Source organism: Reyranella sp. CPCC 100927 (genome assembly GCF_007859315.1).
Lineage (GTDB): Bacteria > Pseudomonadota > Alphaproteobacteria > Reyranellales > Reyranellaceae > Vineibacter.
Genome location: NZ_VOHA01000003.1, coordinates 373,835 through 400,186 on the forward strand (window position 1 = coordinate 373,835; position 26,352 = coordinate 400,186).

The window sequence follows — 26,352 nt, forward strand, 5'->3', positions numbered from 1 at the left end:
CACCGCGTCTGTGGTCCCTCACCCTCCCATCGCGCTGGCGCGCGACGGGCCCCTCCCTCTCCCGCTTGCGGGAGAGGGGACAAGAATTCGGAGGCTAATCACATGATCAACTACAACGTCGATTCCGACGGCATCGCGACCATCACGTGGGACATGCCGGGCCGGTCCATGAACGTGCTCAACGAAGCCTCGATGACGGCCTTTGCCGACATCATGCAGAAGGCGATCAAGGACGAGGCTGTCAAGGGCGTGATCCTGACCTCAGGCAAGGCCGATTTCATCGCCGGCGCCGATCTCGACATGCTGCTCAATGTCGATACCTCGGACGCCGCGGCGCTGATGACCCAGTTCAGCCAGCTGCAGAAGATGTTCCGCGCCATCGAGACTGGCGGCAAGCCGTGGGTCGCCGCCATCAACGGCACGGCGCTGGGCGGCGGGCTCGAGATCTGTCTCGCCTGCCACTACCGCATCGCGGCCGACAACCCCAAGGCCAAGATCGGCCAGCCCGAAGTGAAGCTCGGCCTGCTGCCGGGTGCCGGTGGCACGCAGCGCATTCCGCGTCTGGTCGGCGTGATGAATTCGGCACCCATCCTGCTCGAGGGCAAGGAACTCAAGGTGCAGGAGGCCAAGGGGCTGGGCCTGATCCATGAGGTGGTGCCGGCGGGTGAATTGCTGGCGCGCGCCAAGGCGTGGCTGGTGGCACCGGGCACCGAGAAAGTGGCACCGACCTGGACCAAGGGTCTGCAGCTCGATGGCCGCGCGGTGCAGCCGTGGGACAAGCCCGGCTTCAAGACGCCAGGTTTCCCGGGCGGGCAGGTGTGGAGCCCGGCCGGCGTGCAGACCTTCATCGGCGGCAACGCCATGATCGCGGGCAAGACCAACGGTGTCTATCCGGCGCCCAAGGCCATCATGTCCTGCGTCTACGAAGGCCTGAACGTGCCGTTCGACACCGGGCTCAAGATCGAGACGCGCTACTTCGTCTCGCTGCTGCGCGATCCGGTGGCCAAGAGCATGATCCGCACGCTGTTCTTCGGCCTGCAGGATGCCAACAAGCTGTCGCGTCGGCCGCAGGGCGTGGCCAAGCAGACCTACACCAGGATCGGCGTACTGGGTGCCGGCCTGATGGGCGCCGGCATCGCCAACGTCTCGGCCCGCGCCGGACTTGAGGTCGTGCTGCTCGACCGCGACCAGGCATCGGCCGACAAGGGCAAGGCGCATTGCCAGGCCGACATCGAGAAGGATGCGGGCCGCGGTCGCCTGACCAAGGAGCAGGCCGTCGAGATCATTGGCCGCATCAAGCCGACGGCCGACTACGCTGACCTCAAGGGTTGTCAGCTGGTGATCGAAGCGGTGTTCGAGAACCGCGACGTCAAGGCCGAGGCGACCAAGAAGGCCGAAGCCGTTCTGGCCGCCGACGCGATCTTTGCCTCCAACACCTCGACCTTGCCGATCACCGGCCTCGCCGAGGCCAGTGTCCGGCCGGCCAACTTCATCGGCCTGCACTTCTTCTCGCCGGTCGAGAAGATGCCGCTGGTCGAGATCATCGTCGGCGCCAAGACCTCGCAGGAGACCCTGGCGCGCGCGCTCGACTACGTGCAGAAGATCCGCAAGACGCCGATCGTGGTCAATGACAGCCGCGGCTTCTTCACCTCGCGCGTCTGCGGCGCCTACATCAGCGAAGGTCACCGCATGCTGAAGGAGGGTATCCCGGCGGCGATGATCGAGAACGGCGGGCGTCTTGCCGGCATGCCGGTGGGTCCGCTGTCGCTCAACGACGAGGTGGCCATCGATCTCTCCTACAAGATCATGGACCAGACCCGTCGTGACGCCGAGGCGGCCGGTCAGAAGTTCGAGGCCAGCGGCACCGAGGACATCCTGGAACTGATGGTCAAGAAGCTGGAGCGCTTCGGCCGCAAGAACGGCAAGGGCTTCTACGAGTACCCGGCGGACGGCAAGAAGCGCCTGTGGCCGGGCCTGAAGGAGCATTTCAAGGAGCGCGAGGAACTGGCGCACGGCGAGGGCCCCGACAAGATGGCCGTCGTCGACGAGGTCAAGAAGCGCCTGCTCTACGTACAGGCCGTCGACACGGCGCGCTGCCTGGAGGCCAACGTGCTCACCGATCCGCGTGATGGCGATGTCGGCTCGATCATGGGGCTGGGCTTCGCGCCGCAGACCGGCGGTGCGATCAGCCTGATCGACCAGGTCGGCATCCAGAAGTTCGTCGCCGAATGTGACGCGCTGGCACAAAAGTATGGACAGCAATTCGCGGTGCCGAAGCTGCTGCGCGACATGGCCGCCAAGGGCCAGAGCTTCTACGGCAAACAGGCCAAAGCGGCGTAAACCGAGAGGTACCTGACGGATGTTGAGGGCGGCCTGCAAAGGCCGCCCTCTCTTTTGGGCAATTGGTCTGCTGCATTGAGGGGTGACGGTCGCTGTACGCCCGTGTTAGCGAGATAGCCACGGAGGACCAGCCATGATGACCGATGCCGACATTGCCGCCCTTGCCGACAAGATTGCCGCTGCGCGCCAGAAGAAGACGGTGATTGATTTCCTGCCGGGCGCCTTGGCGAACGGCACCGAAGCGGATGCGTACAAGGTGCAGTTCGCGGTGCATGACAGGCTGACGACGTCGGGTGCCGATCGGATCGCGGGCTGGAAGGTTGCCGCCACCCTGCCAGCGCAGTATCAGCCGATCGGCCTGTCCGGCCCGGCCTTCGCCGGTATCTACCAGAGCGGCATCAAGGCATCGGGGGTGAGCTTTCCGAAAGGCTCTTTGCTGAAGTATGGGATCGAGTGCGAAGTCGTCGCGCGGATCGCACGTACAGTTCCGGCGAGTGCCACGGTGTACGATCGCGAATCGATCAAGCCGTTCGTCGGTGCGCTCTATTGCGGCATGGAGGTGGTCGAAAACCGCTTCGTCGACGTTTCCAAGGCCGACGGCAAGTCGCGCATTGCCGACGAGTTCCTCCAGGGCGCCTGCATCGTTGGTCCCGAGATCGCCAACTGGCAAGCGCTCGATCTGGCCGCACTGCACGGCCGCTCCTTGCATGACGGCAAGGAGCTTGCAGCCGGACCGGGTGCCAACGTCATGGGGCATCCCTTGACCTCGCTGGCGTGGCTCGCCAACCAGCTGCTGGCGCACGGCAAGGCTCTGCGCGCCGGCGACCTGGTGCTCACCGGCTCGACCCACGCGCCGCAGTTCCTCGCCGGACCGGGCCTTGCCGTATCGGAGTTCGTTGGAACCGGTGAAACGCGGGTGACGTTCGAATAGGGAGGCATCACATGTCCGCCGCCGATTTTTCATTCACCTCGATCGATGGTGCGCCGCTTCCGTTGAAGGATTTTGCCGGTCGCCCGATCCTGCTGGTCAACGTCGCATCGGCCTGCGGGTTCACGCCGCAGTATGCCGGGCTGCAGGAGCTTCACGAAAAGATGGGACCCAAGGGCCTGGTCGTGCTGGGCGTGCCGTCGAATGATTTCGGTGCCCAGGAGCCGGGCGGCGAAGGCGAGATCAAGCGCTTCTGCGAGACCCGCTTCGGGGTGAACTTCCCGATGACAGCCAAGCAGACGGTGATCGGCGGCAAGGCCCATCCGCTCTACCGCTGGATTGCCGAACAGCTGGGCGAGGGCGCGGCACCGAAGTGGAACTTCCACAAATACCTGATCGGCAAGGACGGCGCATTGATCGATGCCTGGCCCAGCCGCGTCGCGCCGATGTCGAAGGAGATCGTCGGTGCCGTCGAGACGGCGCTGGCGGCCAAGTGATCCGCACGCCGGCGATGCAGCCGGTCAGTTCTCAGACCGGTACCGTGCTGGCATCGTAGCGGTAGATCCAGTCGAAGCGCTCCCGTAGCCGCGGTTCGGCGAACTCGCGTTCGACGTAGGCCTGGGCTCCACTGGGATCGGCCAGGGCCGGATTGTGGAACCGCCGCGTGTTGGCGGCGGACCCTTCCACGATACGCGCCGTTCTCTCCTGTCGTGCCGCCTCGTAGGCTCGCAGGGCCGACACGACGTCGCTGCCGTAAACCTCGAGCGCCCGTGCCAGTACGAACGCGTCCTCGATCGCCATCACGGCGCCCTGCGCCAGGAACGGCAGTGTCGGATGGCAGGCGTCGCCCAACAGGGTGATACGGCCGCGCGACCACTGCGTCAGGGGACGCCGCAGCTTGAGCGCCCATACGAAAGGCTGTTCGATGGCGCCGATCAGCGTCCGGATATCGGCATGCCAGCCGGTGAAATCTCGGTACATGTCGGCATGCGTGCCCGGCGTGGTCCACGACTCGCTGTGCCAATCGTCGCGCTCGACGACACCACCGAAATTGATCAGCTCGCCGCGGCGGACGGGGTATTGCACGACGTGGCGTCCGGGGCCGATCCAATTGGCGGCAACCGGTCGAACCAGATCATCCGGCAAGCGATCAGCCGGGATAACGCCGCGCCACACGGCGAGGCCGGTGAATGTCGCGTCGTCGGCACCGTGCAGTGCGCGGCGGATGACGGAGTGGATGCCGTCGGCGCCGACCAGCACATCACCCCTGGCCTGGTTGCCATCGGTGAAGTGCAGGACGGCGCCGCTGGCGTCCTGTGTGCAGCCCACGACTGTTCGACCAAGGCGGATTGCCGTCGGCGCGGCGTCTTGTACGGCCTGCGCCAGGATCTCCAGCAGGTCCGGCCGGTACATGGTGACGTGAGGATGGCCGTAGGTGGCGTTTGCCTCGGCGCCGGGATCGAATGTCGTCCAGGATTGCCCGGTATTCCACAGCCGGATCTCGCGCCGACGCGGCGTCGCTGCCAGCGCCATGGCGCGATCGGCGACACCGAGTGCGGCCAGCACCAGCATCCCGTTGGAACTGACATGCAGGCCGGCGCCGACCTCGCGCAGTGCCTGCGCCTGTTCGTAGACTTCGACCTCGAAACCGCGCCTCAGCAATGCCAGGGCCAATGTGAGACCACCAATGCCGCCGCCGGCGATCAGGATGCGTTTTCTCGCGCGTGCGTTCATGGCAGGTCCTGCTTCGTTCGTATGGTGGGGGTTAATCGAGTTCGATCCGTGCTTCGCGCACGATGTCGGCCCAGAAGCGGCGCTCCTTGACCAGACGCGCCGTCATGGCTTCGGAAGACTCGGTCGTCGCATCGTAGGCACTGTCCTCGAATCGCTTCCGGGTTTCGGGCAGCGCGGCAAAGCGTTCGATTTCGGCATTGAGCTTGTGCACGATGGATGGCGCGGTTCCCGCCGGTGCCACCAGCCCGAGCCAGATGCGCAGGTCGAACTGCGGGAAGCCGGCCTCGGCTATCGTCGGCACCTGGGGCACGCGCGCCGCCCGTTCGGCGGTCGATACTGCCAGCGGCAGCAGCTTGCCGGCATCGACATGAGGTTGGGCGTTGCCGACGCTGTCGAAGCCGTAGTCCGCTTCACCGCGCATCAGTGCCTGCAGAACGGCTGCGGTGCCGGGATAGCCGACATGCTCGACGTCGATGCCGGCGCGTCGGCGCAGCACTTCGTGAGCCATGTAACCGACGCTGCCGACGCCGAAGCTGGCATAGTTCAGCCGCCCCGGATGGGCACGCGCGTGTTGCACCAGTCCCGCGATGTCGCGAAACGGCAGATTGGGTCGCCCGACGAGGTACATCGCGTAGCTCGTCAACAGGCCGATCGGTGCGAAATCGCGTTGCGGATCGAAGCCCGGGCGCTTCAGCGTCAAAGGCGTCAGCACGAACGTGCTGTTGGAACCGATCAGCAGCGTATGGCCGTCTGGTTCGGCGCGCGCCAGCGCCGCGGCGGCCACCGCGCCCGAGGCACCGGGTCGGTTATCGACGACGAAGCTGCCACCGAAGGTCCGCGCGAAATGCTCTGACAGCAGGCGGCCGTACAGATCCGCAGGCCCGGCGGGAGGACTGGGGATGATCATTCGCACCGGCCGCGTCGGCCATGCATTGGCGCGCGACAGCGTCGGGTACACGAGTGCCGTCGTTGCCGATGCGGCCAACAGGGCACGGCGGCTCAGCGCGCGACGCTTCGGGCGCGGCCCGATGTGGTCTGACGGCATGCTGTATCCTTTAGGGTTCCCGGGTCTCGCGTGGCACGGGTCTTGGGTGACAGGCCTAGCGCACGGGCAGTCCGCGCGGGCCGATCTCCGCTCGTCGTGTGAGGTCGGATAGAGGGACGCCAGCCTGGAAACGGGCCAACAGATCCTCGGGATCGAAGTCGACTCCGATGGGGTTGATGGCGAAAGCGTCGGACGCGAACCACGCGGCGGCCTCGGCGGCCTCGGCGGCCGAGGCGAAATTGTCGATTTGAAGCTCGACGCTGTTTCCGTCCGGATCCCGGTAATAAAGGGACGTGGTGGGACCATGGTTGATGGCGTGGGCTGGCCTGATGCCCACCGCCTTCAGACGGCTGTAGGTCTGCAGCAGGTCCTGCAGGTTGAGGTAGGTGAAGGCGACGTGGTGCAGGCCCGCGGTCGGCTGTGCGCTGGCTTCTAGGTTCGGCTCCTCGATTACCGCGATCCGGTGGTGCTCCTCGTCGTACGTCAGAAAACCGATGAACGCGTTCTCGAAGACAATGTGCGCACCCAGCACGGTCGCGTACCAGTCCATCAACGTCCGTTTGGCCCCGGTCCGCAGGACGATGTGCGCCAGTCGATCCGGCACCGCGATGCGTTCGCTCGGTTTTGTCGGGTCGGCGCTGTTGTGCGTCTCGGCCATTCCTTGGGACCCTCCCGGGGTTGATGACTTTTGTCCTAATATTGATGGGTTTGGCCTGGAAGATGGCAATTTCGCGAATTACTGTTCTATATGTAGGACAATTGGATCGGGGCGATGGATCTCCACCATCTGGACGATTTGCACTACTTCGCGCGTGTCATCGAGCACCGCGGGTTCACGGCGGCGGCGCGTCGGCTGGGCATTCCCAAGTCCAAGCTCAGTCGCCGCATCGCCGCCCTTGAGGATCGCCTGGGCGTCCGGCTGATCCAGCGCACCACCCGGGGCTTCTCGGTGACGGACGTCGGCTGGGCCTATCACCGACACTGTCAGGCCGTCATTGCGGAAGCGGAAATGGCGCAAGAGGTGATCGACCGCGTGCGGGCGGAGCCGCAGGGCCTGGTACGCATCGTGTGCCCGGCGCCGTTGCTGCAGAGCACGGTGGCCAGAAGCATGACTCGTTTTCTGGCCGATCATCCTCGGGTTCGCCTGCATATCGAGGCGACAAACCGTGCCGTCGACGTCATTGAAGACGGCTTCGACATCGCGCTGCGTGTCCGTGTGCCGCCGCTGGATGAGACCGGTCTGGTCGTGCGGACGCTGGCCGGGCGCGGCAACGTGCTGGTGGCCAGCCGCGCGCTTGTTGATCGTCTCGGCCGGCCGGCCCTTCCGGCGGATCTGTCCCGCTTCGAGACGCTGGATATGGTTGGTCCTGGCCGCGATCACGGCTGGCGGTTCACGGGGCCCGACGAGAACGTTGCGACGATCAACCACCGGCCGCGATTGATCACCGATGATCTGCTGATGCTGCGTCAGGCGACGGTCGATGGCCTTGGTGTCGCCGTACTGCCGGAACTGCTCGTTCGCGAGCAGGTCGAGAGCGGCGAGGTCGAGGTGTTGCTCCCGCAATGGACGTTGCCGGGTGGTATCGTCCATGCGGTCTTTCCCACGCGGCGCGGCTTGCTGCCGGCCGTGCGTGCCCTGATTGACCGGCTTGTCCTCGACTTCGCGTCCATGCCCGCGCATGGGATCGCCATGGCTTGAGCGCGATATGCCGGATGCGCCGGCGCGCTAGTACCCGCTATCGCTCGAGTGTGACTCGGGACTGTCATCCCGAGCGCAGCGAGGGATCTTTTGATGCAAGCGCACCCGTGCGTCACTTGCAGAAGATCCCTCGCTACGCTCGGGATGACAGCTGTATCAGTGACGCGTGATTCCGGGTACTAGAGTTCGATCGCGCGCCTCAGATTCTCGCGGGCCCGCTCTTCGAAGTGCTGACGAAAATAGTCCGTCGCGAAGATCTCCGGCTTCTGAAGCATGCTGCCGTAGAACGATTTGCGTCCTGCCCAGAACGCGTCGTCGGACGGATGCAGGTAGCGGAACTCGTAGCGGATATCCTCACCGTGGCGGACGAAGTCGTCCCACGGTGCGGCCAGTCGCCACAGATCGAGGTCGCACATGCGAGCCGCCAGCGGTGGCGGCGGCTGGGCGTGCGTCGTGGCGCGGACGATGGTGTCGGCGTCGGCGACGACGGCGGGTGAGGGCGCCGGTGCGGCGCCGGCACGGTCGAGCGCGAACACGGTGGCGCGCATCAGGAGCGCCGATAGCCCTTCGTTTTCACCCCGCGGCGCGCCCGGCACATAGACTGCGTCATGGAACAGGATCGCCAGCCGTTCGGCGGCCGTCAGGTCGGGCGCATGGGTCTGCGCCAGCTCGAGCAGCTCAAGAACATGGCGGGCGTCGTGGTAGGCGCGGTGCGGCTGGCGGTGGTGCGCCAGTGCGGCTGCCAGCAGCGGGTCGTCGGCCGCCATGATCAGGCCTGGCGCAGCCGGTCGGCCACGGCGCGAAAGACGTCGTGGAACATCGCTTCCGTCAGGCGGCCGGTGTTGGTGTTGTAGCGCGAGCAATGATAGCTGTCGGCCAGCACGCGCCCGTCGGGCAGCTCGTGCAGGCGGCCATGGATGAACGGATAGCGTGCCAACGACTTCACGCCCAGCGTACGCAGCGTCTGGTCGTGGGCCCCTTTGCCCAGCGCCACGAAGACGCGCAGGTTCGTCATCGCCGCGATCTCGCTGCGCAGGAAGGGCCGGCACGTGGTGAACTCGGCCGGCAGCGGCTTGTTCTCGGGGGGCACGCAGCGCACCGCGTTGGCGATGCGCGCATCCTTCAGTGTCAGGCTGTCGTTGGGATCGGCACGGTAGACGCCTTCAGCAAGGCCGAATGTCAGCAGGGTCGAGTAGAGCAGGTCGCCGGCATAGTCGCCGGTGAACGGCCGGCCCGTGCGATTGGCGCCCCGCAGGCCGGGCGCCAGGCCCACGATCAGCAGGCGGGCTTCCAGCGGGCCGAAGGAGGGAACAGGCGCGTTGTGCCAGTCGGTGAAGGCAGCCCGATGGCGCTGGCGGAACTCGACCAGCCGCGGACAGCCGTCACAGTCGCGTGGAGGCGGTGCGAAGACTTCAGTCGAAGGTACAGCAGCAGATGACACCGGGGGTGCGCTCCCAAGAGGACACCCAAGGCTCTAGCACGAACCGGCGCCCGGTGCGCCGGCTGCGTGCGACTGGTCGGCTCAGGCCGAACGCACCATCTGCTCGTCGTCGAGATCGCCTTCGCGGCTGCCGCCGGGCGCTCCCTGCCGATTCGGCCGCTCGCTGGGCGAGCGCGCGATCAGGGGGGCCAGCTCAGCGAGTTCGATGAACTCGTCGGCCTGGCGGCGCAGCTCATCGGCCACCATCGGCGGTGCCGACTTGATGGTGCTGACCACGGAGACGCGCAGTCCCTTGCGCTGGACCGCCTCGACCAGCCGCCGGAAGTCGCCGTCACCGGAGAACAGCACCACGTGATCGAGGTTTTCGGCCATCTCCAGGACATCGATGGCCAGCTCGATATCCATGTTACCCTTGATCTTGCGCCGGCCCATGGCGTCGGTGAATTCCTTGGTCGGCTTGGTCACCATGGTGTAGCCGTTGTAGTCCAGCCAATCGACCAGGGGGCGGATCGGTGAGTACTCCTGGTCCTCGACCAACGCCGTGTAGTAGTAGGCGCGCACCAGCCGGCCGCGGTCGCGAAACACCTTCAGGAGCTTGCGATAATCGATGTCGAAACCGAGCGCCCGGGCCGCGGAATAGAGATTGGCGCCATCGATGAAGAGGGCGATCCGCTCCTCGGCATAGAAATGACTTTTCATCGGCGCTTTCCTTAATACGAGGGGGACTTATGAGATCGACCGGCTGCCATTATGACCGGTGCTGCGAATTGGTGCATGTTACTGATATCAATGTAACCGACGCCGGCAACCGGCCGCAAGGCCGAAACCTGCTGAAATCACTCGCTTTTTTGCCCTGACGCACATTAAGTGCAGATGGTCCGGGGCGGAGCGCAGAAGCATGTCTATCTTCATCGGATTGGGCGCCAATCTTGATCATCCGCGTCATGGTAGCCCGCGCCAAACTCTGGCACTGGCCCTGCAGCGTTTGGCCGCCATCGGCGTTATGCCGGCACGACGCTCGCGTTGGTATCGCACCAGTCCCGTGCCTGAATCCGATCAGCCCTGGTATATCAACGCCGTAGCTGAAGTTCATACCGGTTTAGGTCCGGAAGCGACGCTGGCCGCTCTGCACCGGGTCGAGGATGCCTTCGGGCGCGTCCGCAGTGAACGCGACGCGCCGCGATGGATTGATCTTGATTTGTTGGATTATAATAATGTGATTATATCAAATAATAACAATAGATTAATTAATCTTCCTCATGTGAGATTGCATCAGCGGGCGTTTGTGCTGCTTCCCCTGGCGGAACTGGTGCCGACGTGGCGGCACCCGGTTCTGCACGAACCGATCACGGCGCTGATCGCTGCCCTGCCGCCGGCGCAACAAATCGCTCCGCTGGATGGTTAAGTGCCTGGCTGGCTGCTCTCCTTGCAATTTTGTGGCAGCACCTGTATCCCCTCCTTCCCCCGTTTCCGGAGTGCTCCATGGCCCGCGTAACCGTCGAGGACTGCATTGTGCAGGTCCCCAACCGTTTCGATCTGGTGATGCTGGCGGCCCAGCGCGCCCGCAACATCTCGTCCGGCGAACCGCTGCTGATCGACCGTGACCGGGACAAGAATCCCGTCGTGGCCCTGCGTGAGATTGCCGACCAGAAGCTCGACCTCGAGGTCCTGCACGAGAAGATCGTGAAGGGCCTGCAGAAGGAGGGCGAGGTCGACAAGCCCGAGGAGGGCAACGAGATGCTGGAGCTCGAGGAGCATCTGGCTGCGACCCTGGCCCAGCAGGGCGCCGAGGCGTCGCAGCCGCGTCCGCTGCCGGCCGAAGACTACGACGACACCGATCAGCCGTAAGCGCTGGCCGTCTTCCGTCTTTGCAAGCGCCGGTCGGCTCTGTCGACCGGCGCTTTTCTTGTCGCCGCCGCGCGCATCACTGGAGTGCATCGTCGCCGGCGCCATGGCGGCGACATGCTCCGATGGTTATATTTATCACTGGAGGTCGAGCGCGGCGCATGATTCGGCAGTTCGAACTGGTCGAACGGGTGAAATCCTATGATCCCAAGGCGGACGAGGATCTGCTGAATCGCGCCTATGTCTACGGGCTGCGCAAGCACGGCGCGCAGACGCGCGCATCGGGCGACCCGTATTTCTCGCACCCCGTCGAGGTCGCCGGCCTTCTGGCGGACATGCGGCTGGACTCGGCGTCGATCGTCACCGGCCTGCTGCACGACACCGTCGAGGATACCGACGCGACACTGGAAGAGATCGAGCAGCTGTTCGGCCCTCAGATCGCCAAGCTGGTCGACGGCGTCACCAAACTGTCGCGCCTGCAGTTGCAGTCGGATGACACCAAGCATGCGGAGAATTTCCGCAAGCTGGTAGTGGCGATGTCCGACGATATTCGCGTACTGCTGATCAAGCTCGCCGACCGGCTGCACAACATGCAGACCCTGCGGTTCATCAAGGATCCCGACAAGCGGCGGCGCATCGCGCGCGAGACCATGGACATCTACGCGCCGTTGGCCTCGCGCATCGGCATGGAGCACGTCAAGGAGCAGCTTGAGGACATGGCCTTCGCGGAACTCAATCCGGAAGGCCGCGAATCGGTGGTCAACCGCCTGCAGTTCCTGCGCGAGCATGGCCGCACCCTGGTGCCCGACATCTGCGAGGAGCTGCGCTCGGCCTTGAAGGAGGCCGGCATCGAGGCCGAAGTGACCGGCCGCGAAAAGACACCGTATTCGATCTGGCGCAAGATGCGCAGCAAGAACGTGTCCTTCGAGCAATTGTCGGACATCATGGCATTCCGCGTCGTGGTCGACAGCGTGCAGAGCTGCTACGCCGCGCTGGGCGCCCTGCATGGCCGCTATCGCACGGTGCCCAACCGGTTCAAGGACTACATCTCGGTCCCCAAGCCCAACGGTTACAGTTCGCTGCATTCCGGCCTGCACGGCCCGCGCGGCAACCGCATCGAAGTCCAGATCCGCACCGAGGAGATGCATGACATCTCCGAGCACGGCGCGGCGGCGCACTGGGCCTACAAGGAAGGCGCAGCGACCACCGAGGGCCGGCAATACCGTTGGATGCGCGACCTGCTCGACATCCTGGACAAGGCGTCGGGGCCGGAGGAATTCCTCGAGCACACCAAGCTCGAGATGTTCCAGGACCAGGTGTTCTGCTTCACCCCCAAGGGCGATCTGCACACCTTGCCGCGCGGCGCCACGCCGGTCGACTTCGCCTATGCCGTGCACAGCCAGGTCGGCGATACCTGCGTCGGCGCCAAGGTCAACGGCCGCATGGTGCCGCTGCGCACGCCGCTGCAGAACGGCGATCAGGTCGAGATCGTCACGTCCAAGGCGCAGACGCCGTCGCCGACCTGGGAGCGCTTCGTCGTCACCGGCAAGGCCAAGGCGGCGATCCGCCGCTACGTGCGGCTGAAGCAGCGCGAACAATATCTCAGCCTGGGCAAGTCACTGCTGCACAAGGCCTTCAACGAGGCCGGCGAGGCGATGACGGAGAAGGGCCTGCACGACGTACTGGCCAACTTCAAGCAGCAGTCGATCGACGATCTCTACGCCGCCGTCGGCGCCGCCCTGGTACCGGCGCGCGAGGTCGTGCATGCGGTCTATCCCGGCCTGAAATCGCGGGCGCACAAAGCCAGCGCCGATGTCGTGCCGATCGCGCGGGCGCGTGCCCGCCTGCGCGAGGGCGGCGAGGCGTCGCCCGAGGATCCTTCGATTGCCGTGCGCGGCCTGATCCCGGGCATGGCGGTGCACTTCGCACGCTGCTGCCACCCGCTGCCGGGCGATCGCATCGTGGGCATCATCACCACCGGCAAGGGGGTGACGATCCACACCATTGACTGCGAGACGCTGGAAAGCTTTGCGCACCAGCCGGAGCGCTGGATCGATGTCGGCTGGCAGGGCAGCACGGACAACGGCAGCAAGTATGTCGGCCGCCTGCGCGTGACCGTGGAAAATCGCACCGGCACGCTGTCGAGCCTGTCGACGGTGATTGCCCGCAATGACGGCAACATCATCAACCTCAAGATCACCAACCGTTCATCCGACTTCTTCGACATGTTGTTGGATATCGAGGTGTCGGACGCCCGCCACCTGGCCGACATCACCGCCGCGTTGCGCGCGACACCCGCCATCAACGCCGTCGAGCGCGCGCGCGCCTGAACCCGCCATCAGGTGAATGCCGCTCACGTAGCGGCCCGTCCGTTTCTTTTGTCAGACGCCATCGCGATGCGCAGTGTCCGGGGGCTTTACCAAGCTTTCCGGAGGACACGTCATGAGCGTGCGCTATGAGGTCGATGGGCCGATTGTCATCGTCACCCTTGATCGCCCCGAAGTATCCAACGCCATCGACGGCCCTACGGCGGCGGCGCTGGCCGACGCGTTCCGGCGTTTCGACGCCGACGTCGATCTTGCCGTCGCCGTCCTGACAGGGGCCAATGGCCGGTTCTGTGCCGGCAACGACCTGAAATCGATGATCGAGCGTGACCCGGCCAAGCGCATCCGCGTCGAGCCCGACGGCGATGGGCCCTGCGGCGTCACGCGCATGCTGCTGGGCAAACCCGTGATCGCCGCGATCGAAGGCCACGCGGTGGCGGGCGGGCTGGAACTCGCGGCGTGGTGCGATCTGCGGGTGGCAGCGGACAACGCGGTGTTCGGCGTGTTCTGCCGGCGCTGGGGGATCCCGTTGATGGACGGCGGCACCATCCGTCTGGCCCGGCTGCTGGGGCACAGCCATGCGCTCGATCTGATCCTCACCGGCCGCGGTGTGTCGGGAGAGGAGGCGCGGCGTATGGGCCTTGCCAATCGCCTGGTGCCGCCCGGACAGGCGCTACCGGAGGCGATCGCGCTGGCGCGCAGCCTGTCGGCACTGCCGCAGGCGGCGATGCGCAGCGACCGTCTGTCATCCTACCAGCAATGGCCGATGCCGATGACGGATGCGATCGCCAACGAGTTTGACCACGGGATCGCGACGATCCGCACGGGCGAAATGATCGGCGGCCTGCAGCGCTACGCGGCGGGAGCGTGGCGGGACGCTCCGCGCTCATAGGCGCTAACTTTGGCGATAATCCAGCCACCAACCTCATCCTGAGGAGGCCGCGCAGAGCGGCCGTCTCGAAGGATGGGCTACAGACGGAGTCGTAGAAAGGCGTGTTCGCAGCGACTGTGCTGTTGCCCACCCTTCGAGACGCGGCCTGTCGGGCCGCTCCTCAGGGTGAGGTTCATGCGCTCCCAGGGGTCAGAGGGCGATCGGCTGGCCGCCGATCACGGCGTGGCTGCAGCCCAGCCGCCGGGCCTCTTCCTTGATGTCGCTGACCGGATCGAAGCCGCGCACAGTCAGGTAGCCATCGCGCTGCCAGGCTGCGAGGTCGCCCCAGGCGACGCCGGCCGGCACGTAGAGACGCTTTCCCGGTACCTCGACGTTCGCCGCGCTCGACACCGTGTCCATGAACAGGGTGAAGCCGGTGGCCGCTTCCGTCTGCCCTGTGTCGCTGGGGGGCGGCGTGAACGGCACCACGGACGGATCGGCGATATCCTCGGGATAGCCGGCGCGGTAGCGGCCGCCGCGGCCCAGTTCGCCGCGTGTCTCCAGGGCGTAGAACGTGAAGCTCACGCCGGTCTGGTACTCCAGGCCGCGATACTCGACCGGGTCGATCGTCAGGCGCAGGTCGGGGGCCGCCGCGCGCACCAGGTTCACGGCGGCAGCCAGGCGTTCAGCCTCGATACGCGCCTCAGACGGCAGGCCCAACGCCTGCAGGGCGGCGATGCCACTGTCCGCCGGCCCGACGCTGCGCAGCAGGCCGACGAACAGCGCCGTCGAATCGCCTGGTCCCTGCGTCTCCAGCGCGCGGCGCACGCCGTCTTCGTCCTTGCCTTCCAGTGCTCGACGCAGGCGAGCCACGACGGGGCCGGGCAGCGCCAGGGCGCGGCACACCGCCGTCACCAGGGTCGGCAGATTGAGGTCGACCGACAGGTTCGCAACCCCCACGGCGCGTAGCGCCTCGACCGCCAGCAGCACGGCCTCGGCATCGGCCTCGGCCGAATCGGGCCCGAACAACTCGGCGCCGACCTGGGCGAATTGCCGTTCGGGCCGCAGCTGCGTGCCGCGCACCCGGATGACGTTGCCGGCGTAGCTGAGGCGCAGGGGGCGCGCTGCGTCCTTCAGCCGCGTCACGGCGATGCGCGCCACCTGGACCGTCATGTCAGGGCGTACGCCCATCATGCGCTGCGATACCGGGTCCATCAGACGGAACGTGTCCTTGGCCAGCGCCGCACCGGGGCCGCCCAGCAGGGACTCCTCGAATTCGACCAGGGGCGGCTTGACGCGCTGATACCCGTGCGCGGCCAGGCGGCCGATCACCAGTTCCATGGCGCGCGATTCGCGTGCCGCTTCCGGCGGCAGCATGTCGCTCAAGCCGGCCGGCAGCAGGCCGCGATGTGGTGTGTCGGAAACGCTCACCCGATCTTCTCCATGCGGCGGGTGTAGCGGATGCGGGGGCGGGACGGAAGGCGCGAAGTACCCGCGTGGCGCCGGCGCCGGCAGAGGGGGATAAAATCGGGTTTCCGCGGCGCGGCCGGCCGTGCTAGACGGCTTCACGCCCCTCACGGCCCTTTGCCGGGAGGGGCGTTTTTCGTGCGTGCGGTGTGCGCGCATGACTATGCAGGAACCATGCGATGGCTAACGTGGCAGTGGTCGGCGCCCAGTGGGGCGACGAGGGCAAAGGCAAGATCGTGGACTGGCTGTCGGAACGCGCCGAGGTCGTGGTGCGCTTCCAGGGCGGTCACAATGCCGGCCATACGCTCGTCATCGGCAACCAGACCTACAAGCTCTCGCTGTTGCCCTCCGGCGTCGTGCGGCCGGGCAAGTTGTCAGTGATCGGCAACGGTGTCGTGGTCGATCCCTGGCATTTCGTGGCCGAGATCGACAAGCTGGCGCAGCAGGGTGTCAAGGTCACGCCCGATACTTTGCGCGTGGCCAACCACGCCGTGCTGATCCTGCCGCTGCACCGCGACCTCGACGGCTGGCGCGAGGACGTGCCGGGTGTGATCCGCATCGGCACCACGCGGCGCGGCATCGGGCCGGCCTACGAGGACAAGGTCGGCCGGCGTGCCATTCGAGTCGGCGACCTCTCGGAACCGGAGGTCCTGGCGCGCAAGGTCGATACGCTGCTCGCGCACCACAACGCCCTGCGACAGGGGCTCGGACGCGATCTCGTGTCTCGCGACGCGCTCCTGAAGGAGCTGCTCGATATCGCCCCGAAGATCCTGCCGTTTGCGGAGGATGTCTGGGAGCGCCTCGACGGGCTGCGGCGCGGCGGCAAGCGCATTCTGTTCGAGGGTGCGCAGGCGACGATGCTGGATATCGATCACGGCACGTACCCCTACGTGACGTCATCGAACACGGTGGCGGCGCAGGCGATGATCGGCAGCGGCCTGGGTAACGGCAGCGTCGGCTATGTGCTGGGGATCGCCAAGGCCTACACGACGCGGGTCGGCGACGGCCCGTTCCCGACCGAGCTGTTCGACGCCATCGGCGATGGCCTGCAGCAGCGCGGCCACGAGTACGGCGTCAACACCGGCCGCAAGCGGCGCTGCGGCTGGTTCGATGCGGTCATGGTGCGCCAGGCGGTGAAGCTCAACGGCATGGACGGCGTGGCGCTGACCAAGCTCGACGTGCTGGATGGCATGTCCGAGGTGAAGGTCTGCACGGCCTACAAGCTCGGCGGCAAGACCATCGAGCGCTTTCCCTTCACCATGGACGCGCAGGCCAAGATCGAGCCGGTCTACGAGACCTTCGAAGGTTGGCAGCAGAGCACCCGCGGCGCGCGCTCGTGGGTTCAGCTTCCGGCGGCGGCGATCAAGTACGTGCGCCGGCTGGAGGAACTGATCGGCTGTCCGGTGGCGCTGCTGTCGACCTCGCCGGAGCGCGACGACACGATCCTGATGCAGGATCCGTTCGCCGACTAGCGCGCTTCACGTTTTGATAGAAGCGGAGAGGCCTGGTCGGCCGCCGCTGTCATCCTGAGCGAAGCGAAGGATCCTGCGGTGTTGGTATAGCCGCTGTCGGCGCCGCTGATCACCAGCGCCGACGCTCTTTGAGCGATCCACCGCAAGGTCCTTCGCTGCGCTCAGGACGACGGCAAATGGCGACTCCATCACACGATGAATCGTTCTAGCGCCGGTCATCCCGAGCGTAGCGAGGGATCTCCTGCGGAGGACGCACAGTGCGCCATTCGCGGGAGATCCCTCGCTGCGCTCGGGATGACATCGGCAACCAGCATTCCAGCTAACGGCTGAGCGTCAGGACGCGGCCGCCGTCCAGGGCTTGGGGATCAGCACCCAACGGCCGTTGACATGGACCAGACCGTCGAACGCCATGCCGGTCGTCGAACCGGGTTGGACGAACTTGAAGCGTGCGATGGGCAGCCCGCGCTTCATGTCGCCCACGACCTTCCTGTAGCCGCCGGGGAACTCCGCGAGCGCCGGCTTGCCGTCGATCAGATCGTCCGTGCGCACGACGAGGAGCAGCAACTCCGTCTGTTCCGGTTTACCCGCCAGCACCGTACCTGCGTCCCAGATCTTGCGGTGTTCCTGCTCGAGCCGGCCGGCGAGCGGATCCTGGTAGACGGCGCGGTAGTCGGCGGCCGCGGGCCGCAGCGTGCGCATCACGGCCGCCTTGTCGGTCTTCGCATTCGGCAGGAACTGCATCAGCAGCGCGCGGGCGCCGGCCTCGGTACCGGGAAAGGTTTCGGCGGTGGCCGGCCTGACGAAACCCGCGCCGAGGAGGATGGCGCCGGTGGCGATGTGCAGTGTTGATCGACGTGACAACAGGTTTGTCATCTATTGCTCCCATGTATTTGCCCAGCTTGCGGGCGGCCTTGCCGCCGCAGCTTCCGCAGCCGGCATCTGGCGACACGTGATGGTCGACGCCGGACCGGTTACCGACGAACGCGGCTACTCGACGTTGATCATCCACACGCAAGCACGGCCGGCCGCGTTCGGCCGCCCGCCTGGATAAACATGTACGTTGATCTCGCCCCGCGAAAACATCTTGCCGCGACGGCTGCCGTGCGAGCCGAAGATGGTGCTCTCCTTGAATCCCATATCCCTGAAAGCGGCCGCATGGGCGTCGTAGTCGAAGGTGCAGACCGGGGTCATGTCCGTCGTGTCGAGATCGGCCGTTGACCCCGGAACGAATGACAGATCGAGCCGGGCACGCGTCTTCTCCGGTGGATAGCGATAGATCTGCAGATGATAGAGCCATGGTGGGATCAGCTTTCCGGAGGCTGCGGCACCGGCGGGATCGCTGCTGCGCTGGGTGTGCTTCCTGCCGCTGCTGTCGATCCACTCGGATATCGATTCGACCGGAGAGATGAGCTTCACACCGGTAAACTTTTCGACCCGCTCCGGGGTGATGTCCTGATTGGTCTTCAGGCTCTCGATCAGTTTCAGGACGCGGCGGCTCGCATCTTCCGCTGACGAGGGGGGCCCGGATTGCGCCGCCACCGGCGTGCCGAGGACCAATGCAACACATGTCGCCAGCATCGCCGGCCAACGTCCTGGGCTTCGCATTTCGGTCCTTGGTCGTTTGATTAAATATGAGGGAACAGTCACTTATTGTCAATGCTGCCACACCTGTCACTGCGATTGAACCGCGAGAAACCCGATCACTCCTGGGAGCGCGGGCGTCCCGCCCGCTCATGTCTTGCGAAAGCAAAGCTTTCGCCTTGATGCGGGCGGGACGCCCGCGCTCCCAGGGCTCGCTTTGCTCGCAATGACAGCGAAATCGAATGCGACTGTGAGTCACTGAGACGAGCGGCCTTGACAATAAGTGAGTATATACTCATATAAGCCCGATGTTTGCCAATCGTTATCTGTCGCGCTGGCAAGGCGCCGGGCTGATCGACGCGGCCGGTGCGCAGCGCATTGTCGACTGGGAGCGGGCGCAGGCGCGCCCGGTCTGGCTCTGGGCGCTGGCCGGTCTGGGCGCTTTCGCCATTGGGATGGGCGTGCTGGCCGTGGTCGCGGCGAACTGGGAACGGATCCCCGGCTGGCTGAAGATCACCGTCAACCTGGCGCTGAATGTCGGCGCGGCCGCCGCGCTCTTCGTGTCCTGGCAGCGCGGGTGGGAAAAGACCCGGGAAATCCTGGCGATCGTCCTGTCGGGCCTGGTGCTGAGCGGCATTGCGCTGATCAGCCAAGTCTACCAGCTCGACGGTCCAGCCTGGCAGGCGCTGCTGCTGTGGATGGCGATCTGCACACCCTTCATTGCCCTGGTCACGCGATCGCGCGTGCTGGGCGTTGCCTGGGCCGCGGCTGCGACGATCACCTACCTGAGCTCCATCGAAGCCCTGGATCGCCTGCTCGGCCGGCTGCTGCACGGCGACGCCGTCATCGTGATGACCTGGGTCCCAGCCCTTCTTCTGGTGGTGGTCGGCATCGTGCGGGGCTGGTTCGCAACGACGCGCGGCCAGGCCGACGCGATCGTCGCTTGCGCCGTGCTGGCGCTGTTGTTCGCCGCCAGCGTGCCGCAGGTCATCGTGTTCCGGCCACGTGAAGAGGTCGGGACCATCGCGGCGATCATGGCGAGCCTGCTGGTGATGGCGCTGCTCCTGCGCGAACGGCGCCGCGGCGATGATGCTGCCACGCCGCTGATGGCGATCGTGCTGGCTGGGTTGGGTGTCTGGCTGGCCTCCATGCTGATCTGGAAATTGGCCGGCGCCAACGACACCACGCACTCGACCTGGAGTCTCACGGACAGGCTGCCGGCGCTGGGCGCGGCTCTTGTCTTCATCGTCTTCTGGGGCGTGGTGAGTTGGCTCGCCTTGCGCGCGGGACGGCGCACGCTGTTCGTGCTGGCGTTTGCCGTGATCACGATCCGCGTCTTCATCATCTACTGGGAGGCGTTCGGCGGGCTGCTGAACACCGGCCTCGGGCTGATCGGCGGCGGGCTGTTGTGCCTCGCGTTCGCGGCACTGGGCTGGCACATCGCGCGGCGCGCCGGCCGGCCGGTGGAGGCTGCGATATGAAGCGCATGATGATGGTCCTGGTGATTGCGGCGCTGGCGTTGCCGATCGCGGTGCTGGCGGCCATGGTCGGCGATGCCGAACATCGCATTGCCAATGCCCAGGTGGTGCGCGTCGCCATCCGTGGCTACGATCCGCGCGACATGCTGCGCGGCCACTACCTGGTCTACCGCTTTGACTGGAACGCGGAGATCACGTTCGTCGGTCGCACCGAGCGGCTGTGCGTGGTGACCGCGCCAGCCGATGCGCCGGCCCGCGTGCGGCCGCTGGCAGCAGACGGGACCGAGGCCTCAACGGCAGGCTGTGCCCTCGTGCTGAAGGGCTGGGGCGAGGTGCTGCCCGAAGCGCGTCGCATCCAGCTGGACGAGCGTCGGCTGCAGTTTACACCGGCCGGTGTCGCGAGCGGGCGGCTCTATGTGCCGGAGCGGCACGCGCGGGAACTCGAACGTCTGCTGGCGTCCGGCAAGGTGCAGCTGACCATCGACCTCGCCGTCATGGAAACCGGTCGCGCCAGCGTCAAGGCCTGGCATATCGACGGCAAGACGGTCGACGCCTACTTCGCCCAATAGAAGAGGGCCGGCAGAGCCGGCCCTCTCCAGACTGTCCCGCGGCGCGGGATGGAAACAGGTTTCGCGGTTACGGCCGTGCCGCCTGTACCACGGCGTTCTTCATGGCACGCTGCAGCTTCTCGAAGGCGCGGACCTCGATCTGGCGCACGCGCTCGCGGCTGATCTTGAACTCGTCGGACAGATCCTCGAGCGTCTTGGGCTCCTCGATCAGCCGGCGCTGTGTCAGGATGTGCCGTTCGCGGTCCGACAGGGTGCGCATGGCGTCGGTCAGCAGCGAACGGCGCTGTTCGAGCTCCTGGTTCTCCGAGAACCGCGCCTCCTGGTCCGGCGAATCATCGACCAGCCAATCCTGCCACTCCGACTCGCCATCGGTGCGGGTCGGTGCGTTGAGCGACTGGTCGGGCGCCGTGAGGCGGCGGTTCATGTTGACCACCTCGTCCTCGGGCACGCCCAGCCGGGTGGCGATCTTCTTCACCTGGTCGGGATTGAGATCGCCGTCGTCGATCGCCTGCATCTGGCCTTTGATCTTGCGCAGATTGAAGAACAGCTTCTTCTGCGCCGCCGTGGTGCCCATCTTCACCAGCGACCAGCTGTGCAGGATGTATTCCTGGATCGAAGCGCGGATCCACCACATGGCATAGGTCGCCAAGCGGAAACCGCGATCCGGATCGAAGCGTTTGACCGCTTGCATCATGCCGACATTGCCTTCGGAGATCAGCTCGCCGATCGGCAGGCCATAGCCGCGATAGCCCATGGCGATCTTGGCGACCAGCCGCAGATGCGACGTGACCAGCTTGTGCGCCGCGTTGCTGTCGTTGTGCTCGCGCCAGCGCTTGGCGAGGATGTACTCCTCGTCCGGGGCAAGCATCGGGAATTTCCGAATTTCCTGCAGATAGCGTGTCAGATTGCCGTCCGGCGACAGGCTGACAACAGCAGGTAGGGCAGCAGCAGTGGCCATGATCTCCCCTCCGTGTGTGCGGGATCCCCACCAGGGCATCCCGTACCGATCGGAACGCGTACGCTACGCTATGGCTCCGCGCGCAGCTTTGGCACTCCAACTCTATGACTGCCAGATATGCTGCGCTGCGGCGAAGTACAAGGAGGATACCCGACTAATCATGTCGGAAATGTGTTCAGGGCAGGCCTCGGAGGATAACAATTAATTCATTGATATCATGAGGAAAGCTTGTCTCGAAGGAGACACGCTTGTGGCTGGCGGGGTGGTTGAAGGCCAGGTACCGGGCGTGGAGAGCCTGGCGGCCGAAGGCCCGCGCGGCGGCCGGGAGGGCGGTGCCGCGGGCCGCCCGGCCGGTGGCATAGAGCGGATCGCCCAGGAGCGCATGGCCAAGGTGGGCGAGATGAACCCGGACCTGGTGGGTGCGGCCGGTCAGCAGCTCACACCGGACAAGGCTGGCGACCGGTTTGATGTTGGGTCCGAACGTTTCGGCCACGGCATACCGCGTCGCCGCCGGCTTGCCCCCGTGGGGCACCACGGCCATGCGCTGGCGATCCCGCGGGTGGCGGCCGATATTGCCCTCGATCAGGCCGGCACGTGGCAAAGGCGCGCCGTGGACCGCGGCGACATAGGCCCGGTCGATGCTGTGGGCGGCGAACTGCCGGGCCAACGACTGGTGCGCCCGGTCGTTCTTGGCCACCACCATCACGCCGCTGGTGTCCTTGTCGAGCCGATGCACGATGCCCGGCCGCCGTACGCCGCCGATGCCGGAAAGGCTGTCGCCGCAGTGGGCCAGCAGGGCGTTCACCAGGGTGTGGTCGGGGTTGCCGGGCGCCGGATGCACGACCAGCCCGGCCGGCTTGTTCAACACCAGCAGGTCGTCATCCTCATGCAGAATCTCGAGCGGAATCGCCTGGGGAACCGGTGTCGCGGCGACGCTTTCCGGCACGGTGATCTCGTAGATCTCCGCCGCCTTGACCTTGTGGGAGGCGTCCGCCATGGTCGCGCGCGTCGCGTCGGGCGCGCGGCGGCTCACGCAACCGGCCTCGATCAAGGCCTTGCCGCGGGTGCGCGACAGGGCCGGCAGCCAGGCCGCGATGCGGCGGTCGAGCCGGTCGCCGCTGTCGGCACCGTCCACGGTAAAGGCGTACAGGCCAGGTGCCGGTGCGTCCGTCGTTGGATCGGCGGGCATCGTCGGCAGGACATCGTCGTCGAAATCGGCGACGTCGGTCGGGGATGGGCGGCGCGGCATGGGAGCGATGAAGGGCGGGGGCAACGGTAAGGGAATGCAGCAGGAACCAATGTCGCGCGGTCAGCGTGTGTTGGCGTGGATCGTCGGCGTGATGGGTGTGTTGATCGTCGTCGGCTTCGCGATTGTGCTGGTCGAGATCGGACGGCGCATGTTTACGACGAAATCGGGTGTCCCGGAACCCACTGTGATGACGCCGGGACCGGCGCTGCGTCCATTCGGCCAGGTCGATGTCCGGATCCCCGAGGGCGCCAAGGTCGAGAGCCTGACGGCGATGGGCGACCGGCTGGTCGCCCACGTGCGCACCCGCGAGGGTGCGTCGGTGGGGTTGATCATCGATGCGGCGACCGGCGCCGTCCTGGGCACCATCCGGTTCACCGACGTGAAATAGCCGGGCCACCGTGCTCGACCCAGGGCAATCGCATATGCCGTTGTGGCGCGGTTTCTGTCATCCTGAGCGAAGCGAAGGATCTTTTGGGCCGCCGGTTCGCACGGGCCACGCGATTGCGCAGCTGCGCTGTTTTCCGGGCCCGTGCCTTTCGACGGCTCAAGAGATCCTTCGCTTCGCTCAGGATGACAAGACGGCGTATGCGAATCCTCTGATGCTGGATCACCTCTCGATCACCACGGCCGACCTCGATCGCGCTCAGCGCTTCTACGACGCGGTGCTATCGGCCCTGGGCTATCCCCGCGTCTATCGCAGCGAACGCGGCATCGGCTATGGCGAACGCGGCGCGGCCGGCGGCTATATCTCCGTCTTCCGGAGCGAGAACGTGGTCGCCGACAATCGTCATTGGGCGTTCCGGGCACCCAGTCGCGCCGCTGTGCGTGCCTTTTACGAGGCTGCCCTGGCACAAGGCGGTCGCGACGACGGGCCGCCCGGCCTGCGCCCCGAGTACAACCCGACCTATTACGCCGCCTTCGTCCTGGATCCCGACGGCAACAGGATCGAGGCGGTGTGCCGCGAACCGGGAGAGTGATCATCCATGGATGCCCCCAGCGACAGCACCGCCGCGACCGCCCTGGATTTCCGCAGCGACAATACGGCCGGCGCCCATCCGGCGATCCTCGATGCGCTCGTCCGCGCCTATCGCGCTGGTCCGCTGACGTCCTACGGCGATGATCCGCTGACCGAGCGGGTGGTGCAGCGCCTGCGCCAGCTTTTCGAGCACGATACGCTGGTGGCGTTCCCGGTCGCCACCGGTACGGCCGCCAACGCACTGGCGCTGTCCTGCCTGACGCCGCCCTGGGGCGTCGTCCATTGCCATCCGGCGGCGCACATCCAGGTTGACGAGGCGGGCGCGCCGGAGCTGTTTACCGGCGGCGCGAAGCTGGTGCCGGTCGACGGGCCCGCCGGCAAGATCGAGCCGCAGGTACTGGCGGCGGCATTGGCGCAGGACGTCAAGGGGGTGGTGCACCACCCGCAACCGGCCGCGATTTCGATTACCCAGTCGACCGAGTGTGGCGCCACCTATACGCCCGACGAGGTGAAGGCGATCTCCGAGATTGCCTGGGCGAACGGCCTGGCGCTGCATATGGACGGCGCGCGCCTGGCTAACGCGGTGGTCCACCTGGGCTGCTCGCCGGCGGCAGTCACGTGGCGGGCCGGTGTCGACGTGCTGAGCTTCGGCGCCACGAAGAACGGTGCCTTGGGCGCCGAGGCCGTGGTGTTCTTCGATCCCGCGAAGGCGGCCGAGTTCGAATTCCGGCGCAAGCGCGGCGGGCACCTGTTCTCCAAGATGCGGCTGCTGTCGGCGCAACTCGATGCCTATCTCGACCATGACCTGTGGCTGGCTAATGCGCGCCATGCCAACGACATGGCGGCGCGGCTGGAGCAGGGCTTGTCGCGGCTCAACAGCGTGCGCCTGCTCTACAAGCGCGAGGCCAACGAGCTTTTCGTGGTGCTGCCGGACGCCGTCGCCGATCGCCTGCGCGATGCCGGGGCGCTGTTCTATCCCTGGCCCAGCGATCGGCCGGGGGAGAATGCCTACCGCCTCGTCACATCGTTCGAGACGCAGGCCGAGCAGGTGGCACGCTTCGTGGCGATCGCGGCCGGCGATGCTGGTTGACGGCGACGACCAGTGTCATCCCGAGCGTAGCGAGGGATCTCCCGCGAGTGGCGACCCTGTACGCTTAGAGCGGTTCATCGCTTGATGGAAACGGCAGGTCGGTGCCCGTCGACCGAGCGCAGCGAAGGACCTTGCGGTGCGTCCAACACCGACATCGTGCGTTTGACGCACCGGCAGAAGATTCACCACAGAGGACACAGAGACGCACAGAGGAAGATTTCCCGCGCGCCGACGGCGCTCAAGCTCTTTCATCTCTGTGTTCCTCTGTGTTCCTCTGTGTCCTCTGTGCCTCTGTGGTGAATTCTTCCTATCGCCAACCCGGCTGTGATGATCGACGCACCGCAAGATCCTTCGCTGCGCTCAGGATGACAGAGGCGGCCGACCTGCCGTTTCCATCAAACGATGAACCGCTCTAGGGCAGCAGGTCACGGACCTCATCCAGCATTTCCGGTACGCCGAACGGCACGACCAGCAGGGCGTCGTCGAACCCAAGGTCGGCAATGCGGCGCAGGCGGTCGCGAGCCTCGGCCTTGCGGCAGACCAGTGTCGTCTTGGCGCGTGCGATCAGCGGATGGGCGGGCGGATCGGGACGCAAATCGGTGAAGACGTTGGCGAGAAGGGTGCGCTGGCCGCCGGCCTTGCGAAACATGTCCAGGCCGATCGGCAGATCGTCCAGCGATGCGTATATCGCTGACGCGATCCAGCCGTCGCAGTGCCTGGCCGCGAGGTTGATCCACCGAGGGCTGCGCCAGGCGCCGAGATAGACCGGCGGGCCGCCTTCCGTGCCCGGCCAAACGGAAAGGGCGGGCCCGTAGACCGGCTCGCCCGCCCAGACCTTGCGCATCACGGCGAGATATTCCGGCAGCACCGCGAAGCGGCGCTCATAGTCGACCTGCACGGCGTCGAAATCATGCTTGGTCGACCCACTGCCGACGCCGAAGCGGAAGCGCCCGCGCGACAACAGGTTCACGGTCTGGGCGCGATGCGCCAGCTCGACCGGATGGCGTAACGGGACCTGCAACACGCAGGTGCCCAGCTCGATGCGCTCCGTCGCCTGGCAGAGCGCGCTGAGGAAGACCAGCGGATCAAGCGTGGCGCTGCCGCGGGCGAAGGCATCCGTGGTCCATAGCCCGGCGAAGCCCAGCGCTTCGGCGCGCGCCGCGAAGGTGATGGCGCGCTCGAAAAGTCCGCCAGCTTCATGGGCGGTGGGAATGGCGACGATCCCTAATCGCATGGCAGCTCCTGATGGGCTTGGCAGTTTCCCCTGCGGGATAGGGCTACTCCA

Annotated in this window: 26 protein-coding genes; 14 read left to right on the top strand and 12 right to left on the bottom strand. The window is 66.0% G+C overall.

Annotated elements, in window-relative coordinates:
- Window positions 1-102 precede the first annotated feature (102 nt).
- The 3 genes from FQU96_RS11240 to FQU96_RS11250 all read left to right on the top strand — a co-directional run bounded on the left by FQU96_RS11240 (window position 103) and on the right by FQU96_RS11250 (window position 3,765).
- Window positions 103-2,340 (top strand): 3-hydroxyacyl-CoA dehydrogenase NAD-binding domain-containing protein, encoded by a 2,238-nt coding sequence (locus FQU96_RS11240; protein ID WP_146541159.1) that lies wholly within the window; start codon window positions 103-105, stop codon window positions 2,338-2,340.
- Window positions 2,341-2,473: 133 nt separating this feature from the next.
- A complete protein-coding gene (locus FQU96_RS11245) occupies window positions 2,474-3,271 on the top strand; it encodes a 2-keto-4-pentenoate hydratase (RefSeq protein ID WP_146541161.1) in 798 nt (265 codons plus the stop codon).
- An 11-nt stretch (window positions 3,272-3,282) separates the two neighbouring features.
- Window positions 3,283-3,765, top strand: coding sequence for a glutathione peroxidase (locus FQU96_RS11250; RefSeq protein ID WP_146541163.1), 483 nt, complete (start codon window positions 3,283-3,285; stop codon window positions 3,763-3,765).
- A 31-nt stretch (window positions 3,766-3,796) separates the two neighbouring features.
- On the opposite strand, the gene FQU96_RS11255 is transcribed toward FQU96_RS11250, so the two are convergent.
- Genes FQU96_RS11255 through FQU96_RS11265 form a run of 3 tightly spaced genes read right to left on the bottom strand, consistent with a single transcriptional unit; the run spans window position 3,797 to window position 6,705 of the window.
- On the bottom strand, window positions 3,797-5,002 hold the full coding sequence (locus FQU96_RS11255; RefSeq protein WP_146541165.1) for an FAD-dependent monooxygenase: 1,206 nt from the start codon (window positions 5,000-5,002) through the stop codon (window positions 3,797-3,799).
- Window positions 5,003-5,033: 31 nt separating this feature from the next.
- Window positions 5,034-6,047 carry a tripartite tricarboxylate transporter substrate binding protein gene (locus tag FQU96_RS11260; protein WP_146541167.1) on the bottom strand — a complete coding sequence of 338 codons (1,014 nt, stop codon included), beginning with the start codon at window positions 6,045-6,047 and terminating at the stop codon, window positions 5,034-5,036.
- Window positions 6,048-6,102: 55 nt separating this feature from the next.
- A complete protein-coding gene (locus FQU96_RS11265) occupies window positions 6,103-6,705 on the bottom strand; it encodes a VOC family protein (protein ID WP_146541169.1) in 603 nt (200 codons plus the stop codon).
- 114 nt (window positions 6,706-6,819) lie between these two features.
- On the opposite strand from FQU96_RS11265, the gene FQU96_RS11270 reads away from it, so the two are divergent.
- Entirely contained in the window at window positions 6,820-7,746 is a 927-nt protein-coding gene (locus FQU96_RS11270; protein WP_146541171.1) for a LysR substrate-binding domain-containing protein, read from the top strand.
- A gap of 179 nt (window positions 7,747-7,925) precedes the next feature.
- Here FQU96_RS11270 and FQU96_RS11275 read toward each other — a convergent pair whose 3' ends face one another.
- From FQU96_RS11275 to FQU96_RS11285, 3 genes are all read right to left on the bottom strand, one after another.
- Window positions 7,926-8,513 carry a hypothetical protein gene (locus FQU96_RS11275; protein ID WP_146541173.1) on the bottom strand — a complete coding sequence of 196 codons (588 nt, stop codon included), beginning with the start codon at window positions 8,511-8,513 and terminating at the stop codon, window positions 7,926-7,928.
- 2 nt (window positions 8,514-8,515) lie between these two features.
- A complete protein-coding gene (locus tag FQU96_RS11280; RefSeq protein WP_146541175.1) occupies window positions 8,516-9,187 on the bottom strand; it encodes a uracil-DNA glycosylase in 672 nt (223 codons plus the stop codon).
- 81 nt (window positions 9,188-9,268) lie between these two features.
- On the bottom strand, window positions 9,269-9,886 hold the full coding sequence (locus tag FQU96_RS11285) for an NYN domain-containing protein (protein WP_146541177.1): 618 nt from the start codon (window positions 9,884-9,886) through the stop codon (window positions 9,269-9,271).
- A 199-nt stretch (window positions 9,887-10,085) separates the two neighbouring features.
- Between FQU96_RS11285 and folK the strand changes: the two genes are divergently transcribed.
- From folK to FQU96_RS11305, 4 genes are all read left to right on the top strand, one after another.
- Entirely contained in the window at window positions 10,086-10,592 is a 507-nt protein-coding gene (gene folK, locus FQU96_RS11290; RefSeq protein ID WP_146541179.1) for a 2-amino-4-hydroxy-6-hydroxymethyldihydropteridine diphosphokinase, read from the top strand.
- A 77-nt stretch (window positions 10,593-10,669) separates the two neighbouring features.
- Window positions 10,670-11,035 carry a DNA-directed RNA polymerase subunit omega gene (rpoZ, locus tag FQU96_RS11295; RefSeq protein ID WP_146541181.1) on the top strand — a complete coding sequence of 122 codons (366 nt, stop codon included), beginning with the start codon at window positions 10,670-10,672 and terminating at the stop codon, window positions 11,033-11,035.
- Window positions 11,036-11,193: 158 nt separating this feature from the next.
- Window positions 11,194-13,362, top strand: coding sequence for a bifunctional (p)ppGpp synthetase/guanosine-3',5'-bis(diphosphate) 3'-pyrophosphohydrolase (locus tag FQU96_RS11300; RefSeq protein WP_146541183.1), 2,169 nt, complete (start codon window positions 11,194-11,196; stop codon window positions 13,360-13,362).
- Window positions 13,363-13,474: 112 nt separating this feature from the next.
- The gene (locus tag FQU96_RS11305) at window positions 13,475-14,248 is read left to right on the top strand and encodes a crotonase/enoyl-CoA hydratase family protein (RefSeq protein ID WP_146541185.1); all 774 of its coding nucleotides are present in this window, start codon (window positions 13,475-13,477) and stop codon (window positions 14,246-14,248) included.
- A gap of 189 nt (window positions 14,249-14,437) precedes the next feature.
- Here the strand turns inward: FQU96_RS11305 and FQU96_RS11310 are convergent, their stop codons facing one another.
- Window positions 14,438-15,658 carry an ATP phosphoribosyltransferase regulatory subunit gene (locus tag FQU96_RS11310; protein WP_218574681.1) on the bottom strand — a complete coding sequence of 407 codons (1,221 nt, stop codon included), beginning with the start codon at window positions 15,656-15,658 and terminating at the stop codon, window positions 14,438-14,440.
- A 215-nt stretch (window positions 15,659-15,873) separates the two neighbouring features.
- Between FQU96_RS11310 and FQU96_RS11315 the strand changes: the two genes are divergently transcribed.
- Window positions 15,874-17,166: an adenylosuccinate synthase gene (locus FQU96_RS11315; protein WP_146541187.1), complete on the top strand. Its 1,293-nt coding sequence runs from the start codon at window positions 15,874-15,876 to the stop codon at window positions 17,164-17,166.
- A 333-nt stretch (window positions 17,167-17,499) separates the two neighbouring features.
- On the opposite strand, the gene FQU96_RS11320 is transcribed toward FQU96_RS11315, so the two are convergent.
- Together FQU96_RS11320 and FQU96_RS11325 are read right to left on the bottom strand one after the other, a co-directional pair.
- The gene (locus FQU96_RS11320) at window positions 17,500-18,039 is read right to left on the bottom strand and encodes a hypothetical protein (protein ID WP_146541189.1); all 540 of its coding nucleotides are present in this window, start codon (window positions 18,037-18,039) and stop codon (window positions 17,500-17,502) included.
- Window positions 18,040-18,153: 114 nt separating this feature from the next.
- Window positions 18,154-18,744, bottom strand: a complete 591-nt coding sequence (locus FQU96_RS11325; protein ID WP_146541191.1) for a hypothetical protein — start codon at window positions 18,742-18,744, stop codon at window positions 18,154-18,156.
- Between the two features lie 311 nt (window positions 18,745-19,055).
- Between FQU96_RS11325 and FQU96_RS11330 the strand changes: the two genes are divergently transcribed.
- Together FQU96_RS11330 and FQU96_RS11335 are read left to right on the top strand one after the other, a co-directional pair.
- Window positions 19,056-20,228, top strand: a complete 1,173-nt coding sequence (locus FQU96_RS11330) for a DUF2157 domain-containing protein (protein WP_146541193.1) — start codon at window positions 19,056-19,058, stop codon at window positions 20,226-20,228.
- Window positions 20,225-20,794: a GDYXXLXY domain-containing protein gene (locus FQU96_RS11335; protein ID WP_146541195.1), complete on the top strand. Its 570-nt coding sequence runs from the start codon at window positions 20,225-20,227 to the stop codon at window positions 20,792-20,794. Before FQU96_RS11330 ends, FQU96_RS11335 begins: the two co-directional genes overlap by 4 nt.
- Before the next feature lie 67 nt (window positions 20,795-20,861).
- Here the strand turns inward: FQU96_RS11335 and rpoH are convergent, their stop codons facing one another.
- On the bottom strand, window positions 20,862-21,752 hold the full coding sequence (gene rpoH, locus FQU96_RS11340) for an RNA polymerase sigma factor RpoH (protein ID WP_146541197.1): 891 nt from the start codon (window positions 21,750-21,752) through the stop codon (window positions 20,862-20,864).
- 175 nt (window positions 21,753-21,927) lie between these two features.
- Complete coding sequence (locus FQU96_RS11345) at window positions 21,928-23,001, bottom strand: RluA family pseudouridine synthase (RefSeq protein WP_146541199.1); 1,074 nt, start codon at window positions 22,999-23,001, stop codon at window positions 21,928-21,930.
- 49 nt (window positions 23,002-23,050) lie between these two features.
- Here FQU96_RS11345 and FQU96_RS11350 point away from each other — a divergent pair, with 49 nt between their 5' ends.
- The 3 genes from FQU96_RS11350 to FQU96_RS11360 all read left to right on the top strand — a co-directional run bounded on the left by FQU96_RS11350 (window position 23,051) and on the right by FQU96_RS11360 (window position 25,067).
- Window positions 23,051-23,389: a hypothetical protein gene (locus FQU96_RS11350; protein ID WP_146541201.1), complete on the top strand. Its 339-nt coding sequence runs from the start codon at window positions 23,051-23,053 to the stop codon at window positions 23,387-23,389.
- Between the two features lie 211 nt (window positions 23,390-23,600).
- Window positions 23,601-23,978, top strand: coding sequence for a VOC family protein (locus FQU96_RS11355; RefSeq protein WP_146541203.1), 378 nt, complete (start codon window positions 23,601-23,603; stop codon window positions 23,976-23,978).
- Window positions 23,979-23,984: 6 nt separating this feature from the next.
- Entirely contained in the window at window positions 23,985-25,067 is a 1,083-nt protein-coding gene (locus FQU96_RS11360) for a low specificity L-threonine aldolase (RefSeq protein ID WP_146541205.1), read from the top strand.
- A 412-nt stretch (window positions 25,068-25,479) separates the two neighbouring features.
- Here the strand turns inward: FQU96_RS11360 and FQU96_RS11365 are convergent, their stop codons facing one another.
- The gene (locus FQU96_RS11365) at window positions 25,480-26,301 is read right to left on the bottom strand and encodes an LLM class flavin-dependent oxidoreductase (protein WP_146541207.1); all 822 of its coding nucleotides are present in this window, start codon (window positions 26,299-26,301) and stop codon (window positions 25,480-25,482) included.
- Between the last annotated feature and the right edge of the window lie 51 nt (window positions 26,302-26,352).